Raw genomic sequence first — 16,072 nt, 5'->3', positions numbered from 1 at the left:
TCTAACTATGAACTGAAACGCTTCAGCACAGCGCTTCGCTACAATTTTGTAAGGAAAATCAATAACCAAGGTGATTATTCAGGGAGTTGCGAGCTATTGAGCCAGCGTTGATTAAAGACGTGGAGCGGCAGCGCTTCAGCGTATAAGTAGCCTTGCCCTATAGTAATTCCGCGCGCCAGCAGCCAGTCGCGCTGCTCGGCGGTTTCCACACCTTCGGCGATGACGTCGAGGTGAATGATGTCGGCAATCGCCGCCACGATGCGCACCATGGTGTCGTCATCCGGCAGCGCGGCGACGAAGCTGCGATCCATTTTCAGCTTATTTACCGGCAGCGCTTTGAACTGATGCAGATAGTTGAGGTTGGAGTAGCCCATTCCGAAATCATCGAGCGCTACCGCCACGCCGGTTTGCTGCAGCAAGCGCAGTAGCGCAATCGCCTGTTCGGCATCGCCAATCTGCGCGGTTTCGGTGATTTCCAATACGAAGTTGCCCGGCGCGATGCGATGGCGCTCCAGCAAGCCCTGCAAATGGCTGACCATGCTGGCATCACGCAGCTGCACCGCCGAGATATTGACGCTGAGCGGGATGTTAATGCCCTGCTTCTGCCAGCCGGCCAGAATGCGGCAGGCTTCTTCAAACACCCAGCGGCCAATGGCCGAGATCACGCCAATCTCTTCGGCGCTGGCAATAAACTCTTCCGATAATCCGTAGCTGCCATCCGGCATGCGCATGCGCAGCAGCGCTTCGGCACCGGCCAGCTCGCCGGTTTCCATATTGATTTGTGGCTGGAGATAGAGGGCAAACTGCTCGTCCTGCAGACCTTGCAAGATGTCGTGTTCCTGCGTTAAACGCTTTTGCGCCCGCTCGGTGAGCGCCGGATCGAAGAACAGAATCTGGTTTTTGCCCTGATGCCGCGCCGACATCATCGCCGAGGTGGCGCGATCGAGCTGTTCGCTGGCCGAGATGCTGCTCTCTTCGTGCAGCGCCAGGCCAATGCTGGCGTTCGGACGCAGCTGCAGCTGTTGCAGGTTCACCGGCTGATTAATGCGAATCATCAGGTTGCGCGCCAGACGCATGGCGCGGAACGGATTGTGCGCGCGCTTCATCAGCAAGGCGAAGTCGCTGGGCCCGGTTTGCGCCAGCAGTGAGTGATCGTCAACGGTGCTGCGAATCTTCTCCACCAGCGTCAGCATCAGCGTATCGCGCTGCTCATCGCTCAGCACGCCGTTGGCTTCCTGCAGCGTTTCAATGCGAATCACCATCAAGCCCCACGCCTGACGATTGTGGCGATGACTGATGTGCTGTTCGAGCAGCGCAAGGAACAGCGCGCGATTGGGCAGATCCGTAACGGCAAAATGCGTGGTCATGCGGCTCATTTCGTCGTGAATCGACTCCAGCACCTGCTGGTTGCGGTTGTAGCTGCGGATCAGCATGCCGATTTCATCATCGCGATGATTATTCGGCAGCTTCATTTTGTGGGTCAGAATCGCCTGCGGCGGCAGCTCCTGTAAATCACGCGAAAGATCGCGCAGCGGATGCACAATCAAGCGGTTGATACACCAGCTAATGGCGATCGAGAGAATCAGCGCCAGCAGCAGGTAGGTGGTGATCATGGTGGATAACGTGCTGAGCAGGAACTGATAGACGCGGGAGGAATCAGCCTGTAGCACCAGATAGGCAATCGGCTTCGGCAAACCGGAACGCTCCACGGAATAGAGCGGCAGCGTGATTTGTACCGGCAGCTCAAACAGGCGTGCGACCCAGCGCGGCACCGGTTTTTCCGGCGCAAAATCGGCGTGCAGCGCCTGGAAGGCATTTGGCAACACCACATCGGCGCGCGATAAAATACCGGCCGGTTTCAGGGTATTAAGGATGCGTTCGGCTTGCGGAATATCGGCTTTGAGTACCGCTTCGGAGAGTGGCTGACGCACGGTGTGCGCCACATTTTCCATTTGCTGGGCGTAGTCAATCCTGCGCTGCTGCACAAAGTGAAAGAGCTGGATGACAATAAAGATGCAGATGGTCACCATCGCCACGGCGGAAACCGTCGCCATCTGCTTTATCGTTAGAGAACGACTGACGCGCAACAAAACTTCTCCAGGCCACCAAAGGCGTGTAATGAGATGAAATTCGCAGCGAGTATATCCCAGGTCACGCGTTTTTTTCGCCGGGATAAAGGCGAAAAATAAGCAAGTTTGGTTATTTATGAAGTGATTCGGAATTATGCAGGTTTTGACGCGCATTCAAGCGCGCCTGGCCGTCATGGATGACAACCCCATGAGATTTGTAGCGATTGCGAGTGAAAAATACGCGTTAATGCTGCAGCGCGGGTGTTGAGGCGACATCCCGAGCCGCTGAGCGAATGAGGGATTCCAGGGCGAGCCGCATGGATGCGGCGAGAGGTGGCGCTGAGCAGGAGCGAATCGCCACCGGTCCGTCAGGAATCGTGAATGAGTGAAGGCACCGCGAAGCGGCGGGTTGGGCTGGCGCAAGGCCCGGGAGTGCAGAGGGCGCGGCCAGGCGTCCTCTGCTCGGTCGCCGCACGTAGGTGCTGCAACTGCCTCAGCACATGGCGAACGAAAGTCGCTCCGCGCTTAACTGAGCGGCATCACACCATTAATGGCGCCCTACTGCGGATACGGCACCCAATCGCCGCCGTTCAGGCGGATCCACGGTTTACCCTGATACATCATCACCACCGCGTTATCGTTCTCAGACACCACCGGCGTCTGCGGCAAATTATCGGTCAGCACCGACATATTAACGTTCGGCGCGTTAAATACCTGGCCATCCACCACGCGCGACACGATTTCCGAGATCGCCATCAGGCTGGTTGGCGTCTCCACGCTAAGCGGCTGGCCCTGATACGGTGCTTTCATGCCAACAAACTTAATGCCGACCGGCACATGGGTGATATCCGGACTGGGGATATCACGCAATCCTGACATCTGCATCTTGTCGCCCTGCAGCGCCGCGCCGTGTTCCGGCACCACCAGCACCATCACGCGACGGCCCGACTTCTCCAGATTGGTCAGGAAGGCATCGAGCTGATCAAACAGCACTTTGGCGCGCGGCTGCCAGTCTGCGCTGCGCGTACTGCCCAACTCGCGCGTACCGTCATGCAGCGGAATCAGGTTATAGAAGGTCGCGGAGCGCGCATCGCTGCTCTTGGTGCGATCGTCGAGCCAGCGCTGCATCAGCTGCGCATCATTAAATACCGGCGAGCCATCAAATGACGTCACCTCCGGCGAGATGCCCGCCTGCGACATCAGCGGCGCCTGCAGATTGCCCTCTTCGCGTAGCTCTTTGAGATAGTTACCAAACACGCCGGTGTGATCCATCATCAACTGCTGTTTAAAGCCCAGCTTCGCCAGATTATCAAACAGATAGCAACGCTGATCGGTGGCTTTGTACAGATCGCTGTGCGAGCTCTGGCCGCAGCTGGCGCGCAGCAGACGAATCCCCGCCGGGCCGCTGTAACCGGTGGCAGAGTTGTAGTTGTTAAGCAGAATATCGAAGTGCTGCCACAGCGGATGATTACGCAGCTGCGCGACGTTCAAATCCGACCACGACAGCGAACAGATGTTGATCACCAGAATATCGAACGGCTGCGAATCAGCTGGCAAGGCGTCCGGGAAATGGGTTGCACGCTGGCGCTCGGCGTCGTAAAAACGGTTGAGCCACGCGGTGAGGTTGGCGCTGGTTGGCGGCGCGGATTGATCGAGGCCATCTGGCGCTTTCGCCGCTGGCGTATCGTTGAGCTTCTCCGTCGGCGTGGCGGCGCTGTTCGGCAGTAAATTCATTGCCGGTCCGGCGATCGTCAGCACGTTGAGCCAGATCAGCATCAGCGACACCAGCACGGTGACGCGAATCCACTGCGCGATAAACAGATACAGCACCAGCAGTACAAAGCCCGCGCCAATCATCTCCCAGTTGATAAAGCGATTGGCAAGATCGAGCAGATAGCTGGGCGAGAAGCCTGCCAGCTGGCTGCCCTGGCTCATAATCGAATGGAGTCCCGGCAGCCAGGTATCGTGCCAGAACAGCGCCACGCCAATCGGCAGCGAAATCCACTGACGCAAGCGATGCAGCCGCACGCCCGGCAGCGGGAACAGCAGCCACGCCAGAAACACCAGGTTACTTAGCGCGTGAAAATTAAGGTAGCCGTACCACAGCAGCGCAAATTTGATCAGGAAGTAAAAGTTCCAGCCGCCGAGGCCGCGCCACCACGAACCGTGCATCGTGAATCTGTTATTCATGTTTATCCGTTTTATGGGTTTTGCGTTGCCACTGTCCTTCTGATCTCAATGCGCGCGTCGGCAGCAAACGCAGCAGCGGATTAGAGCCGCTACGCGCTCGTCCGCGCCCAAACAGTGATGTCAGGAACAGCAAAATCAGTAACAGCAGGATCGCCACCTGCACCCAATCCATCAGCGTCATTGGTGGCTTACTCCGTCGAGGTTGAGGGTAATCGGCTGCGGCGTTTGTGCCCCGCGCTCAGGCGCGGCGGTTTGCGTGCTGACTGGCGCAGCGGCCAGCGGCGTGGCCTGCCGGTCGCGCTGTGCCACCGGCGTCAGCTGACGAATTTTGTCCGCCTCCGACACGATCTGATTGTCTTCAAACCAGACGATACGATTGCTAAACAGCTCGTCGTGCGGCAGCGAGAAGATCGACTTCAGCGCGATATCCAAATCATTGAATCGGCATGAAGAGAGGAACAGATAGATGCGGTCGTTCACCAGCGTCACCAAATCGCCGAAGCGGCGCGGTTTACACAGCGTCAGAATCTGTTCAGGTTTCAGCTGCGGCACCGCGCGCAGCGCCACCATCAAGCCTTTGTCATTTTCCGGCAGCAGCGTATTGCTCATCAACTGCTGCACCGCCGCGCAAAAGGCATCCAGCGGTAAATAGCCTTTCTGCTGTAGCGGCTGCAGCGCCTGCATCAGGGCATTGAGATTGGCAGGCACATGGCGCGAGAACTGCTGCCCCTGAACCCCTTCCAGCGTGGTAAGAAAGCGCGACAGGCTGGCCGCGGTCGGCACAATGGCATTCAGGCCGCAGGCCAGCAGCAAACGCTCATCACTGTAGCGCAGCGTGGTACTGATTTCGCGCACCACAATCTTAAGCGCGCTACCGCGTGAGCGCCGCAAACTATGGACCATCGTTGCTAAAGAATTAATGTCTTGATTATGAACCAGAGTAAAGATGACCGTGGCGGCATTCGCCTGCTGCGCACGCGAGAACACGCTTTCATTATCGCTAAACAATTGCCATTGCGCCGAAAGCGGCGGCGCGCCTTCCAGCACACCTTCCTGAGCAAGGAATTGGTTTTCATCATTGCGGCTTAAGGGAATATTTTGTTCCGCTTGATTAACGGCAATAAATTGATTATCGACATAACTCAAACGGATAGCGCGGTCGGCCAGTAATTTATCTGCCGCATACCACCAGTTAATTCGATAATGCCAACTGTCCTGCTGAAACTCCAAATGTGCGAGACCATCAAGCTGGCGAAAATAACCTTGCAGATGATTACGCAGGTGAATTATTGACGTACCGGAGGTGATCATTAACAACGTAATTTGTTTTTTACATAACAAACGGCGCATGCGCTTAAGCCAGAAGCTTAACTCATCGGGCGATAATTTTCCCCACAGCGCGGCATTACTATAAAAAATCACCAGGCCACTGCGACTATTAAGCACACGGGAAAAATCACTTTCAAGCTGCTTTAGGCTGCGTTTATTAGCCGGCAGTGAAAATAACGGCATACGCGCTGGACCGCCGATGGGATCGGGCGTCAAAAGCGCCTGCGGTTTCTCATCCGCACTGATGAGCGTAGCCGCCTTTTGTTGGCTAACTACCTGACGCAGCAGCGTTCGCGCATCATCCTGACGCTGGCTGGTAATCCAGTAAAACCCCGGATTCTGCAGAGTATTTAATTCCTGCTGAATCTGCTGCAGGCCAAGCGCATAATGTTTTTTCATATTTGATTCGCGATCGATACAATCCAGGCTAGTTTAATCGAGACAGCCGCAATTGGAACGGGTGAAATAAAAATAGCGTATTAGCGCAAATCATATTGATCTGTGGATAGCATTTGTCTTTACTTCAGGTTTAAACTTTACAAAAAATAAAACCACAATTCATCCGTTGTCGATTTTTTGGTGGCAAAAAAATAATGAAAACAGAGAATGCATTTTCGCTGAATGCGACTAGCAGCGAAGAGCACGATGACATTACAGCCTTAAGTGATGCCTTTTCCCTTAAGGCATTTCGCTACATTGATATTGCCCGCGAAGCGCGACTGAATACCATTATGACGCGCTGGCCATTGCTGCGTGAAATAAGCGCCGCACAGGAGTCAGAACGTTAATGCCTGTTATTGCATTACAAGGATTGCGTGGCGGTTGTGGCGCTACCTCGCTGAGCGCCGCACTCGGCTGGGCGTTTAACGCGCTGCAGCAATCGGTGCTGGTTATCGATTTTTCCCCGGTAAATCAGCTAGCTGTCCACTTTAATATGCCGCTCGACCGCGCTCAGGGCTGGGCGCCCGCGCTGCTCGAACAGCAAGCGTGGCAGCAGTGCGCTCAGCGCTATCAAGCAGGGCTGGATTTTCTGCCGTTTGGCGCACTCACGTCGCAACAGTACGCCAGCATCAGCGCTATCAACGCAGAATTTGCCGCACCGCTGCTACACGCGCTACCGGCCCTGAAATCGCACTACAACTGGATTATTTTCGACATGCCAGCGGATCTGTTGCCGTGGCAGCGATCCCTGGTTACCGCGGCCGATCGTCTGCTGCAGGTGCTAACGCTGGATGCCAACTGTCAGTTGCGTCTGCATCACGCGCGTTTTCCTGCGCACACGCTGTTTCTGATCAACCAGTTCAACGCCAACAGCCAGCTACAGCAGGATCTGCATCAGCTGTGGATCAACTCACTGAAAAACCTGATTCCCCAAGTGATTCACCGCGATGAAGCGCTGGCGGAAGCGCTGATGATGAAACAGCCGGTGGGCGAATATCGGCCGCATGCGCTGGCCAGCGAAGAGATCAACACCCTGGCTAACTGGCTGCTGCTGCATGTGCCGGGAGGCGCGGCGTGAATCCATTACGCTGGCTGCTGATGCCGCAAGCGTGGCAGGCGCTGCAACGCCGCGCTCAGCTGGCGCATCAGCATGGCGCGGGCCGTTTCACCCTCGCGCTGCATTTAATGTGGTGCGTACTCGCGTGGTCGCTGTTGCGGCTGGAAACACCGGGATGGCAGCGCATCCTGCAACATCGTCAACGTTACTACCCGCAAATTTCGCCGCTGCGCCCACGTCCGCTTGACCCGCTGCGCTATGCACTGCAAAGCCTGTGGCTGATGCTGGTATTGCCGCTGGATAAACGCACGCGTAAAAGTTTCAGCGTCAAACCGCTGTTCCGCTGGCGCGAGCCGCTCTATTAGTGGCTCGGTGCGCTGCCGGCACGGCTGGAACGAAACCGGTTCGCCCAGCGCAGCGAACAACGTATTCAGGCGCTGCCCGCGTGGTTGCGGCAGCTGCTGTTTATCGTGGCAGCGATTGTCGCCAGCCTGCTGGCGCTGCTGTGCATCTCGCAGCCCTTCGGCATCACTACGCAGTTTGTCTTCGTGCTGCTGTTATGGGGATTGGCGATGCTGGTGCGTCGCGTGCCGGGCCGCTTGTCCACCATCATGCTGATCGTGTTATCGCTGACGATTTCCTGCCGTTATCTGTGGTGGCGCTACACCGAAACTCTCAACTGGGATGACCCGATCAGCCTGACGTTTGGTCTGCTGCTGATAGGTGCGGAAACCTATGCGTGGGCGGTATTAGTGCTGGGTTATTTCCAGACGCTGTGGCCACTCAATCGTCAGCCGGTCTCGATGCCGCCGGAAATAACCTCGTGGCCGAGCGTCGATATTCTGGTACCGACCTACAATGAACCGCTGAGCGTCGTGAAACCGACCCTCTACGCGGCGATGGGCATCGACTGGCCGCAGGACAAGCTCAATATATACCTGCTGGACGACGGCACGCGCGAAGAGTTCCGCGAGTTTGCCGCCAGCATCGGCGTCAATTACGTGGTGCGTCCCACCCACGAACACGCCAAAGCGGGCAACATCAACCATGCTTTGAAAGCCGTGTGCCGCAGCGAATATGTTGCCATTTTTGACTGCGACCATGTGCCGACGCGCTCGTTCCTGCAGCTGACGATGGGCTGGTTCCTGAAAGATCATCGGCTGGCGATGCTGCAAACGCCGCACCACTTCTTCTCACCCGATCCGTTTGAACGTAACCTCGGTCGCTTCCGCCAGACGCCTAACGAAGGCTCGCTATTTTACGGTTTGGTGCAGGATGGCAACGATACCTGGGATGCGGCGTTCTTCTGCGGCTCTTGCGCCATATTGCGCCGAACTGCGCTGGATCAGATCGGCGGCATTGCGGTAGAAACCGTCACCGAAGATGCGCACACCTCGCTGCGTCTGCATCGCCAGGGTTACACCTCGGCATATATTCGTATTCCGCAGGCTGCGGGTCTGGCCACCGAGAGTTTGTCCGCGCATATCGGTCAGCGTATCCGCTGGGCGCGCGGTATGGTGCAGATTTTCCGCCTCGATAACCCGCTGTTCGGTAAAGGATTAAAGCTGGTGCAGCGCCTGTGTTACGCCAACGCCATGCTGCACTTTCTCGCCGGGATTCCGCGTTTGATCTTCCTGCTGGCACCGCTGGCGTTTCTGCTGTTCCACGCCTACATCATCTACGCGCCCGCGCTGGCGATCGCCATCTACGTGTTGCCGCACATGCTGCACACCAGTTTGACCAACTCGCGCATTCAGGGCCGCTGGCGACATTCGTTCTGGAGCGAAGTGTATGAAACTGTGCTGGCGTGGTACATCGCGCGGCCAACCACGGTGGCGCTGTTTAATCCGCACAAAGGCAAATTCAACGTTACCGCCAAAGGTGGTTTGGTCGCCGAACGTCATCTCGATTGGGTGATTACCAAGCCGTACATGATGCTGGTGCTGCTGAATATAGCCGGTATCGGCATGGCCTTCTGGCGCATGGCGTACGGTCCGGCCAACGAAATGCTCACCATTTGGGTCAGTTTGGTGTGGGTGATTTACAACATGATTATCCTCGGCGGCGCGGTGGCGGTATCGGTTGAAGCGCGCCAGATCCGCGAAGCGCATCGTGTGGAAATCGCCATGCCTGCCGCCATCGCGCGTGAAGATGGACACATGGTGCCGTGCACGCTGCGTGACTATTCCGACGGCGGCGTGGGCGTTGAGCTGCGCGAAGCCGATGCGCTGAAAGAGGACGAAACCGTGTCGCTGCTGCTGCGCCGTGGTCAGCAAGAGTTCAGCTTCCCGTGTCAGGTGCAGCGCGTGTTTGGCCGTCGCGCCGGGATTCGCCTGCATCAACTCACGACGCGCCAACACATTGAATTTATTCAGTGCACCTTCGCTCGCGCCGATACCTGGGCGCTGTGGCAGGACGGATTCCCGGAAGATAAACCGGTGCAAAGTCTGGCCGACATTATGGTGCTGGGTTTTAAAGGCTATCTGCGTCTGGCCGAGTATGGACCTGCGCCGCTGCGCCGCTTATTCCGTGGCCTCAACGCGTTGGTGAGTTGGCTGGCGACACTGCTACCGCAGCGTATTGACCGCCAGCCTGCGACGATCAAAGCCGATTTTACTTAAGTTGATGATATGACCATGACGAAAAAACTGAGTTGGTTCACCGCCCTGCTGCTGGGCTGCGTCTCTGTGGTGCAGGCCGCGCCGCTGACTTCTGGCGCCATGACTGCGCCGCAGCCGTTACCGGAGGTGAACGCGCGGGTCGACGCCAACGCGCCGCTGCGTGACAGCCAGCTGGTGTTTAATCAGGTCGCTCCGCCGCCCGGTAGCATGACGCTGCGCGGTACCGAACCAAGCAGCCAGATTGAGTTCGGCGTGCGCAGCGATGAAGTGGTGACGCGCGCGCTGCTGAATCTGAGCTATCGTCCCTCACCGGCGCTGATTCCGACGCTGTCGCAGCTCAAAGTCTATCTCAACGATGAACTGGTGGGATTGGTGACGGTCACCGCCGAGCAGCTCGGCAAAGAGAACCAAACGCAAATCCCTATCGATCCGCGCTTTATCAGCGACTTCAACCGCGTGCGGCTTGAGCTGGTAGGTCACTATGCCAACGTATGTGAAAACCCGGCCAACAGCACCATCTGGCTGGATATCGGCAAAGCCAGCAAACTCGATTTGACGCTGCAGAAGCTGCCGCTGAAGAACGATCTGTCGCATTTCCCGGAGCCGTTCTTAGATACGCGCGACAGCCGTCCGTTGCAGCTGCCGATGGTCTTCAACGCCCAGCCGAATCTGCTGCAACAGCGTGCGGCCGGGATTCTGGCTTCCTGGTTTGGCAGCAAAGCGCAGTGGCGCGGACAATCTTTCCCGGTGCTGTATAACCAGCTGCCCAAAGAGCAGCATGCGGTGGTGTTTGCCACCAACGATCATCGTCCAGACTTCCTGAAAGATCTGCCGCCAGTGGAGAAACCGACGGTGGAGATGGTGAATCAGCCGGACAATCCGTACGAGAAGATGCTGCTGATCCTCGGCCGTGACGATAATGACCTGCTGACCGCCGTCGAAGGCATTGCGCAAGGCGAGCTGCTGCTGCGCGGCGACAGCTCAACCATCGACAACGTAAAACGGCTGGCGCCGCGTCAGGCGTACGATGCGCCGAACTGGGTGCGCACCGATCGCCGCACCACCTTTGCCGAGCTGACGCAGTATCAAAACCAGCTACAGGGCAACGGTTTGCAGCCGAATCCGATCAGCCTGACGCTGAATCTGCCACCGGATCTGTTCCTGGTGCGCGCACGCGGCATCGATATGGATCTGCGCTACCGCTACACCTCGCCGATTCAGCAGGATGGCTCGCGTCTCGCGGTGCATCTCAACAATCAGTTCATGCAGGATTATCCGCTGACGCAGAAAGATACCGCCGGTCAGCAGCTGATGCGCATCCCGCTGATGCAGGGTTTGCAGGACAGCAATCGCCAGTTGACCATTCCGGCGCTGCGCCTCGGCGTGGTGAATCAGCTGCGTTTTAACTTTGATTACGCCAACACCTTTATTGGCGGTACCGCCGATGGCCGCTGCGAAACCGTCACCGCCGTCGGACATCACGTGGTGATTGACGATACCTCGAGCATCGATTTCTCCGGCTATCGTCACTACATCGAAATGCCGTCGCTGGGCGCCTTCGCCAACGCCGGTTTCCCGTACAGCCGCTACGCCGATCTGGCGCAAACGCTGGTGCTGGTGCCATCAAGGCCGAGCAATGACGAAGTCAGCACGCTGCTGAATACGCTCGGCAGCATCGGCGCACAAACCGGTTATCCGGCGCTGCGCGTGCAGATGAGCGATGACTGGAGCAAAGCGAAATCGGCGGATGCGGATATGTTGATGATCGGCGGCATTCCACAGGATCTGCAGGACGACACGAAGATCCCGCTGCTGGCCGATGCCGCCCGCAGCTGGATCAGCATGCCTGCACGCAGCAACGCAGCAGCCAACGTACCGATTTCTGACAGTGAACGCGCGGTGGAAAGCCAAACTACCATTAGCTCACGCGGGCCGATGGGCGCAATTGTCGGGTTCCAGTCACCGTTTAACGATCAACGCAGCGTCGTGGCATTGCTGGCCGACAGCCCACGCGGCTGGGAATTGCTGAATAACGCGCTGCTCGACAGCGGCAAACGCGCGGCAGTGTTCGGTACCGCCACGGTGATCCGTGAATCGGGGGTTAACAGCATCCGCGTCGGCGATACCTATTACGTCGGTCACCTGCCGTGGTGGGAACGCCTGTGGAATCTGCTGGCCACCCATCCGGTGTGGCTGGCGATTTGCGCGGTGGTGGTCGTGGTTCTGTTTGCGCTGATGGCGTGGCGTTTAATGCGCATGGTCAGCCGTCGCCGTCTGGCCGAGCTGGATGACGATGAATAAGCTGCAGCTGGGATTGCTGATCAGTAGCACGCTCGGGGTGTTGGCAGGCGCGACTGCCGCCCCGATCGGTCCCCAGGTTTCGCCGGTTGAGTGGCTGCTGATGCAGATTCGTACCGGCGAATCGACCAACAAAATCGATCTGGTACAGCAATCGCTCTATCGGCTGGAAAAAATCGATCCTGATAATCCGCAGGTGCTGGCGGCGCAAATCCGCATGGCACTGCGCCAGGGCGACCAGGCCAAAGCGCAAAAACTGCTGGATGAACTGAAGCGCGTGGCACCGAATGCCGCCGCCACGCGTGAATCAGCAGCCGGCTTGCGTCTGGTGACTGCGGAAGGGCGTCAGCAGCTGCAGCAGGCGCGACTGCTGGCCACTGCCGGGCATGTTGTCGAAGCCAAAGCCGCGTGGGACGCGCTGTTCCACGGCGTGTTCCCTGATGTGAATACCGAGCTGGAGTATTGGCGGCTGGTGGCGCGTTTACCCGGCCAGCAGCCACAAGCGTATCAACAGTTGCAGGCACTGGAGCAGCGCTATCCCGGCAACATCGGCGTAGAACTGCAGCTGGCGCGCATGGCGTTTGATAACAATCAGCCGGGCGAAGCCTTTACCCAGCTGCGTCGTCTCGCCAACCGCAACGGCGGACGCGATGCCGCTTCCGAGCTGTGGCTGCAGCAGATCCAGAATCAGCCGGTGAGCGAAAGCAGCGTCGCCAGCCTGCAGCAATATCTGCAAACCTTTACCGAAGGCGATGCCCAGCAGCGCGGTCAGCAAGAGCTGGCGCGTCAGCAAAAACTGCTCGCCGATCCGGCGTATCGCCAGCGCATGCGTGGCTTAGCGCTGGTGGATTCCGGAGGCGGCGCCAATGCGATTGCCGCGCTCAATGCCGCGCTAACCGCCAATCCCAACGATGCTGAATTGATGGGCGCGATGGGCCAGGCGCAGGCGCGAGCCAACAATCGCGCCGCCGCCATTCGCTGGCTGGAGAAAGCGATACAGGCCGGTCAGGCCAGCACGCAGATCGGCAAATGGCAGTCGCTGCTGCAAACCAACCGTTACTGGCTGGCGATTAACAACGGCGATGCGGCGCTGAAAAAAGGCGATATCGCCGCGGCGGAAGGCTATTACCGCAGCGCGCAAGGGTTGGATAATCGCGATAGCTGGGCGCTGATTGGCTTGGGTGATGCCGCGCTGACGCGTAAAAATTCTGCGCAGGCAGAGCGTTATTGGCAGCAGGCGCTGCGCTTAGATCGCAGCAATAGCACGGCGAAACGTCGTCTGCTACAGCTGCGCACCGATGCGCTGATGGCCGAAGCCGATGCGTTGGCGCAGCAAGGCCAATGGCATCAGGCGGCGGAGAAGTATCGCCAGGTAGCGCAGGCGAATCCTGATGATATCTGGCTGGTTTATCGACTGGCTGGCGCGCTGCGCAACGGCGGCGAAGAAACTCAGGGCGCGCAGGTGATGGACGCGATGGTGCGCCAGCATCCACAGGAACCCACAGCGCTGTATGCATCGGCGCTGTGGCTGGCTTCCGGCGACCGCGATGACGCGGCGCTGGCCACCTTGCATCGCCTGCCCGCTGCGCGCTGGGACAGCAACATGCATGAGCTGGCCGATCGTCTCGAGCAGGACAAAGTGTTTACCCGCGCCAGTGATTTACGCACGCGCGGCGATGAAACGGCGGCGATTGCATTACTACAACAGCAACCCGCTTCTATCCGCCGCGATATCACGCTGGCCGATTGGGCGCTGGAGCGCGGCGACGCCCGCCGCGCGCTGGCAAACTATCAACAGGTGCTGCAGCAAGACAGTAAAAACGGCGATGCGGCGCTGGGTCGTATCGAATCCTTGATCGCCTTAAAACGCCCTGCAGAAGCGCAACGCGCGTTACAAGACTTGCCGCCAGGCGTGGCGCAGCAAAGTGTGAACAGCGGTCGGCGCGTGGCGCTCGCCTGGCAGAACAGTGGCGATGCGGTTCGTGCTCAACAGATTTTTGCTGAGCTGAAAACCCGCGCGGCGCAACAGGCCGCGTCACAGGAAAAAGCGTTGGTGTTTCGCGATGCGGCGCGGCTGGAAACGCAGCTGCAACAACCCGCACAAGCGCAGCAGGATTATCAACGGGCGATGGCCGCGAGCGGCATCAGCCCGGATGTGCCACAGGATAACGATCGTTATACGCAATTAACCCGCAATCAGGCGCAGGATGACTGGCTGAAACGTAGCATCCGCAGCGACGCCGCCGATCTTTATCGTCAGCAGGACACCACGTTCACGCTGGAGCAGGATTACTCGCGCAACAAAGGCAACGGCGGCACTTCCGATTTCACCGCCCATACCACCATGATGCAGGCGGAAACACCGCTGGCCGATGGCCACAGCTTTGTGCGTGTCGATCATGTGCGGGTTTCAGCCGGCACTTTCTCCACCAGCAACGGCAGCCACAGCGAGCAGTTCGGCAGCTGTAACGATGACAATTCCGGCGGATGCAGCCGCGACTTTACTCAGCACGATGAAGGCACCGCGCTGGGCGTGGGCTGGCATAACGATATATGGTCGGCTGATTTCGGCACCACGCCGCTCGGCTTCGAGACCCGCAACTGGGTCGGCGGCGTCAGCTGGAGAACCGACGTCAAAGACATTGGCCTGACGTTCACCGCATCACGCCGACCGATCTCCAGCTCGCTGCTGGCGTACGCAGGCGCGCGCGATCCCGCGGCAAACGGCGGCAAAACCTGGGGCGGCGTGGTGGCAACCGGCGGCTCGCTCGGACTCAGTTACGATCAGGGCGGCGCGCATGGCGTGTGGGGCGATATCAGTGCGCATCAACTTAGCGGTGATAACGTGGCGGATAACAGCCGTGAACGCCTGATGGCGGGCTATTACTACAAGCTGATTAATGAAGATAATCGCCGCGCCACCGTGGGCCTGAACAGCATGCTGTGGCATTACCAGAAGGATCTCAGCGACTACACCTTCGGTCAGGGCGGCTATTACAGCCCGCAGCAATATTTCTCGCTGTCGCTGCCGGTGACCTATCGCCAGCGCACAGAGAACTGGTCGTTTGATCTCGGCGGCTCGATTTCCTGGTCGCAATCGCATACCGACGGGCAGCAGCGCTATCCGGTCAATCCAGGCTTCACGCTGGCGTCGAATCCCACCTCAGACAGCAGTTCGGGTAGAGGTTTTGGCTACACGCTGCAGGCGCTGGTGGAGCGACGCATTACGCCGCATTGGTCGGTGGGCCTGGCGATGGATATACAGCAAGCGAAAGATTACACCCCAAGCCACGGTTTGATTTTCATGCGCTACTCAATGTCCGGCTGGAATGGCGATATGGATATGCCGCCACAACCGCTGACGCCGTATGCGGATTTTAAATAGCGGCGGCTTGTTAAGCCGCTTGGGCACTATTTGCTTTCTAATTCGCGCAGCATCGCCGCGCGCAAAATGGCGTTCAAACGCGTCTGGTACCCTTTACCCGGCGCTTTCAACCACTCAAGCACATCCGCGTCAATTCTGACTGAAGCCTGTGTTTTAATCGGACGATAAAATCGCCCGCTGGAAGCACTGTTCCAGAAACGTTCATTTAACGGGGCGATTTCACCGCAATCAATCTCGCTATCCGGCTTTTGACTCAGCGCGTCCAGTTCAGATTGCAGGCTATCCGAAAGCGGCGGTAATTCGCTGCGTTTAAACCTAACCTTGCTCATAGCGTCTCCTCTCATTGCGCGTGGCAGGACGTGCACTAATGATGCGAATAATCTCAGTGCCCTGCTCGAAACGTACCGTGTGGGCCACCAAAATAATAATATGGCCCATAACATTACCTATTGATTGCCAGCGATATTCGCCATTCTCACAACGATCCTGGCTAGACAGATGAAAAGGATCATCAAACACGCGCACGGCAATTTCGAAGCGGATGCCATGCTTGCGGTGATTAGACTCTGCTTTGCTAAGGTCCCACTCAAATTCCAGTTCCGTTTGCATTTTACCATACACTTTTGTCTATACATTTTAGCATGACAAATTTGCATGTGTGTCAGTGCTGCCATTTTGATCG

At 57.8% G+C, this 16,072-nt stretch carries 10 protein-coding genes and 1 pseudogene; 5 read left to right on the top strand and 6 right to left on the bottom strand.

Annotation, left to right across the window (positions count from 1 at the left end; genetic code table 11):
• Window positions 1–74: 74 nt before the first annotated feature.
• The 4 genes from hmsP to bcsE all read right to left on the bottom strand — a co-directional run bounded on the left by hmsP (window position 75) and on the right by bcsE (window position 5,987).
• Entirely contained in the window at window positions 75–2,087 is a 2,013-nt protein-coding gene (hmsP, locus tag IB226_RS20640; protein WP_206098225.1) for a biofilm formation regulator HmsP, read from the bottom strand.
• A gap of 540 nt (window positions 2,088–2,627) precedes the next feature.
• Window positions 2,628–4,259 (bottom strand): cellulose biosynthesis protein BcsG, encoded by a 1,632-nt coding sequence (gene bcsG, locus IB226_RS20635; protein ID WP_192236873.1) that lies wholly within the window; start codon window positions 4,257–4,259, stop codon window positions 2,628–2,630.
• Entirely contained in the window at window positions 4,252–4,440 is a 189-nt protein-coding gene (locus IB226_RS20630) for a cellulose biosynthesis protein BcsF (RefSeq protein WP_101763786.1), read from the bottom strand. Before IB226_RS20630 ends, bcsG begins: the two co-directional genes overlap by 8 nt.
• Window positions 4,437–5,987 carry a cellulose biosynthesis protein BcsE gene (gene bcsE / locus IB226_RS20625; RefSeq protein WP_192236872.1) on the bottom strand — a complete coding sequence of 517 codons (1,551 nt, stop codon included), beginning with the start codon at window positions 5,985–5,987 and terminating at the stop codon, window positions 4,437–4,439. Before bcsE ends, IB226_RS20630 begins: the two co-directional genes overlap by 4 nt.
• 194 nt (window positions 5,988–6,181) lie before the next feature.
• On the opposite strand from bcsE, the gene bcsR reads away from it, so the two are divergent.
• From bcsR to bcsC, 5 genes and pseudogenes are all read left to right on the top strand, one after another.
• Window positions 6,182–6,376, top strand: a complete 195-nt coding sequence (bcsR, locus tag IB226_RS20620) for a cellulose biosynthesis protein BcsR (RefSeq protein WP_101763788.1) — start codon at window positions 6,182–6,184, stop codon at window positions 6,374–6,376.
• Complete coding sequence (gene bcsQ / locus IB226_RS20615; RefSeq protein ID WP_110867903.1) at window positions 6,376–7,107, top strand: cellulose biosynthesis protein BcsQ; 732 nt, start codon at window positions 6,376–6,378, stop codon at window positions 7,105–7,107. The genes bcsR and bcsQ overlap by 1 nt, the downstream gene beginning before the upstream one ends.
• A 20-nt stretch (window positions 7,108–7,127) precedes the next feature.
• Window positions 7,128–9,707, top strand: a pseudogene (gene bcsA / locus IB226_RS20610) (UDP-forming cellulose synthase catalytic subunit).
• A gap of 15 nt (window positions 9,708–9,722) precedes the next feature.
• Window positions 9,723–12,008: a cellulose biosynthesis cyclic di-GMP-binding regulatory protein BcsB gene (gene bcsB / locus IB226_RS20605; protein ID WP_255526518.1), complete on the top strand. Its 2,286-nt coding sequence runs from the start codon at window positions 9,723–9,725 to the stop codon at window positions 12,006–12,008.
• Window positions 12,001–15,390: a cellulose synthase complex outer membrane protein BcsC gene (gene bcsC / locus IB226_RS20600; RefSeq protein WP_192236870.1), complete on the top strand. Its 3,390-nt coding sequence runs from the start codon at window positions 12,001–12,003 to the stop codon at window positions 15,388–15,390. The genes bcsB and bcsC overlap by 8 nt, the downstream gene beginning before the upstream one ends.
• A gap of 26 nt (window positions 15,391–15,416) precedes the next feature.
• Here bcsC and IB226_RS20595 read toward each other — a convergent pair whose 3' ends face one another.
• Window positions 15,417–15,719 (bottom strand): BrnA antitoxin family protein, encoded by a 303-nt coding sequence (locus tag IB226_RS20595; protein WP_192236869.1) that lies wholly within the window; start codon window positions 15,717–15,719, stop codon window positions 15,417–15,419.
• Window positions 15,706–15,999: a BrnT family toxin gene (locus IB226_RS20590; protein WP_110867898.1), complete on the bottom strand. Its 294-nt coding sequence runs from the start codon at window positions 15,997–15,999 to the stop codon at window positions 15,706–15,708. The genes IB226_RS20595 and IB226_RS20590 overlap by 14 nt, the downstream gene beginning before the upstream one ends.
• Window positions 16,000–16,072 lie beyond the last annotated feature (73 nt).

Source organism: Pantoea sp. PNT03 (assembly GCF_014852515.1).
Classification (GTDB): Bacteria; Pseudomonadota; Gammaproteobacteria; order Enterobacterales; family Enterobacteriaceae; genus Pantoea; species Pantoea leporis.
Note: the sequence above shows the minus strand (reverse complement) of the source record. Positions and strands in the feature narration are given on the sequence as shown.

What these genes read in the sequence shown, in the direction of transcription:
- bcsG (WP_192236873.1), bottom strand. Translation starts at nt 4,259, where the DNA reads ATGAATAACAGATTCACGATGCACGGTTCGTGGTGGCGCGGCCTCGGC.
- IB226_RS20630 (WP_101763786.1), bottom strand. Translation starts at nt 4,440, where the DNA reads ATGACGCTGATGGATTGGGTGCAGGTGGCGATCCTGCTGTTACTGATT.
- bcsE (WP_192236872.1), bottom strand. Translation starts at nt 5,987, where the DNA reads ATGAAAAAACATTATGCGCTTGGCCTGCAGCAGATTCAGCAGGAATTA.
- bcsR (WP_101763788.1), top strand. Translation starts at nt 6,182, where the DNA reads ATGAAAACAGAGAATGCATTTTCGCTGAATGCGACTAGCAGCGAAGAG.
- bcsQ (WP_110867903.1), top strand. Translation starts at nt 6,376, where the DNA reads ATGCCTGTTATTGCATTACAAGGATTGCGTGGCGGTTGTGGCGCTACC.
- bcsB (WP_255526518.1), top strand. Translation starts at nt 9,723, where the DNA reads ATGACGAAAAAACTGAGTTGGTTCACCGCCCTGCTGCTGGGCTGCGTC.
- bcsC (WP_192236870.1), top strand. Translation starts at nt 12,001, where the DNA reads ATGAATAAGCTGCAGCTGGGATTGCTGATCAGTAGCACGCTCGGGGTG.
- IB226_RS20595 (WP_192236869.1), bottom strand. Translation starts at nt 15,719, where the DNA reads ATGAGCAAGGTTAGGTTTAAACGCAGCGAATTACCGCCGCTTTCGGAT.
- IB226_RS20590 (WP_110867898.1), bottom strand. Translation starts at nt 15,999, where the DNA reads ATGCAAACGGAACTGGAATTTGAGTGGGACCTTAGCAAAGCAGAGTCT.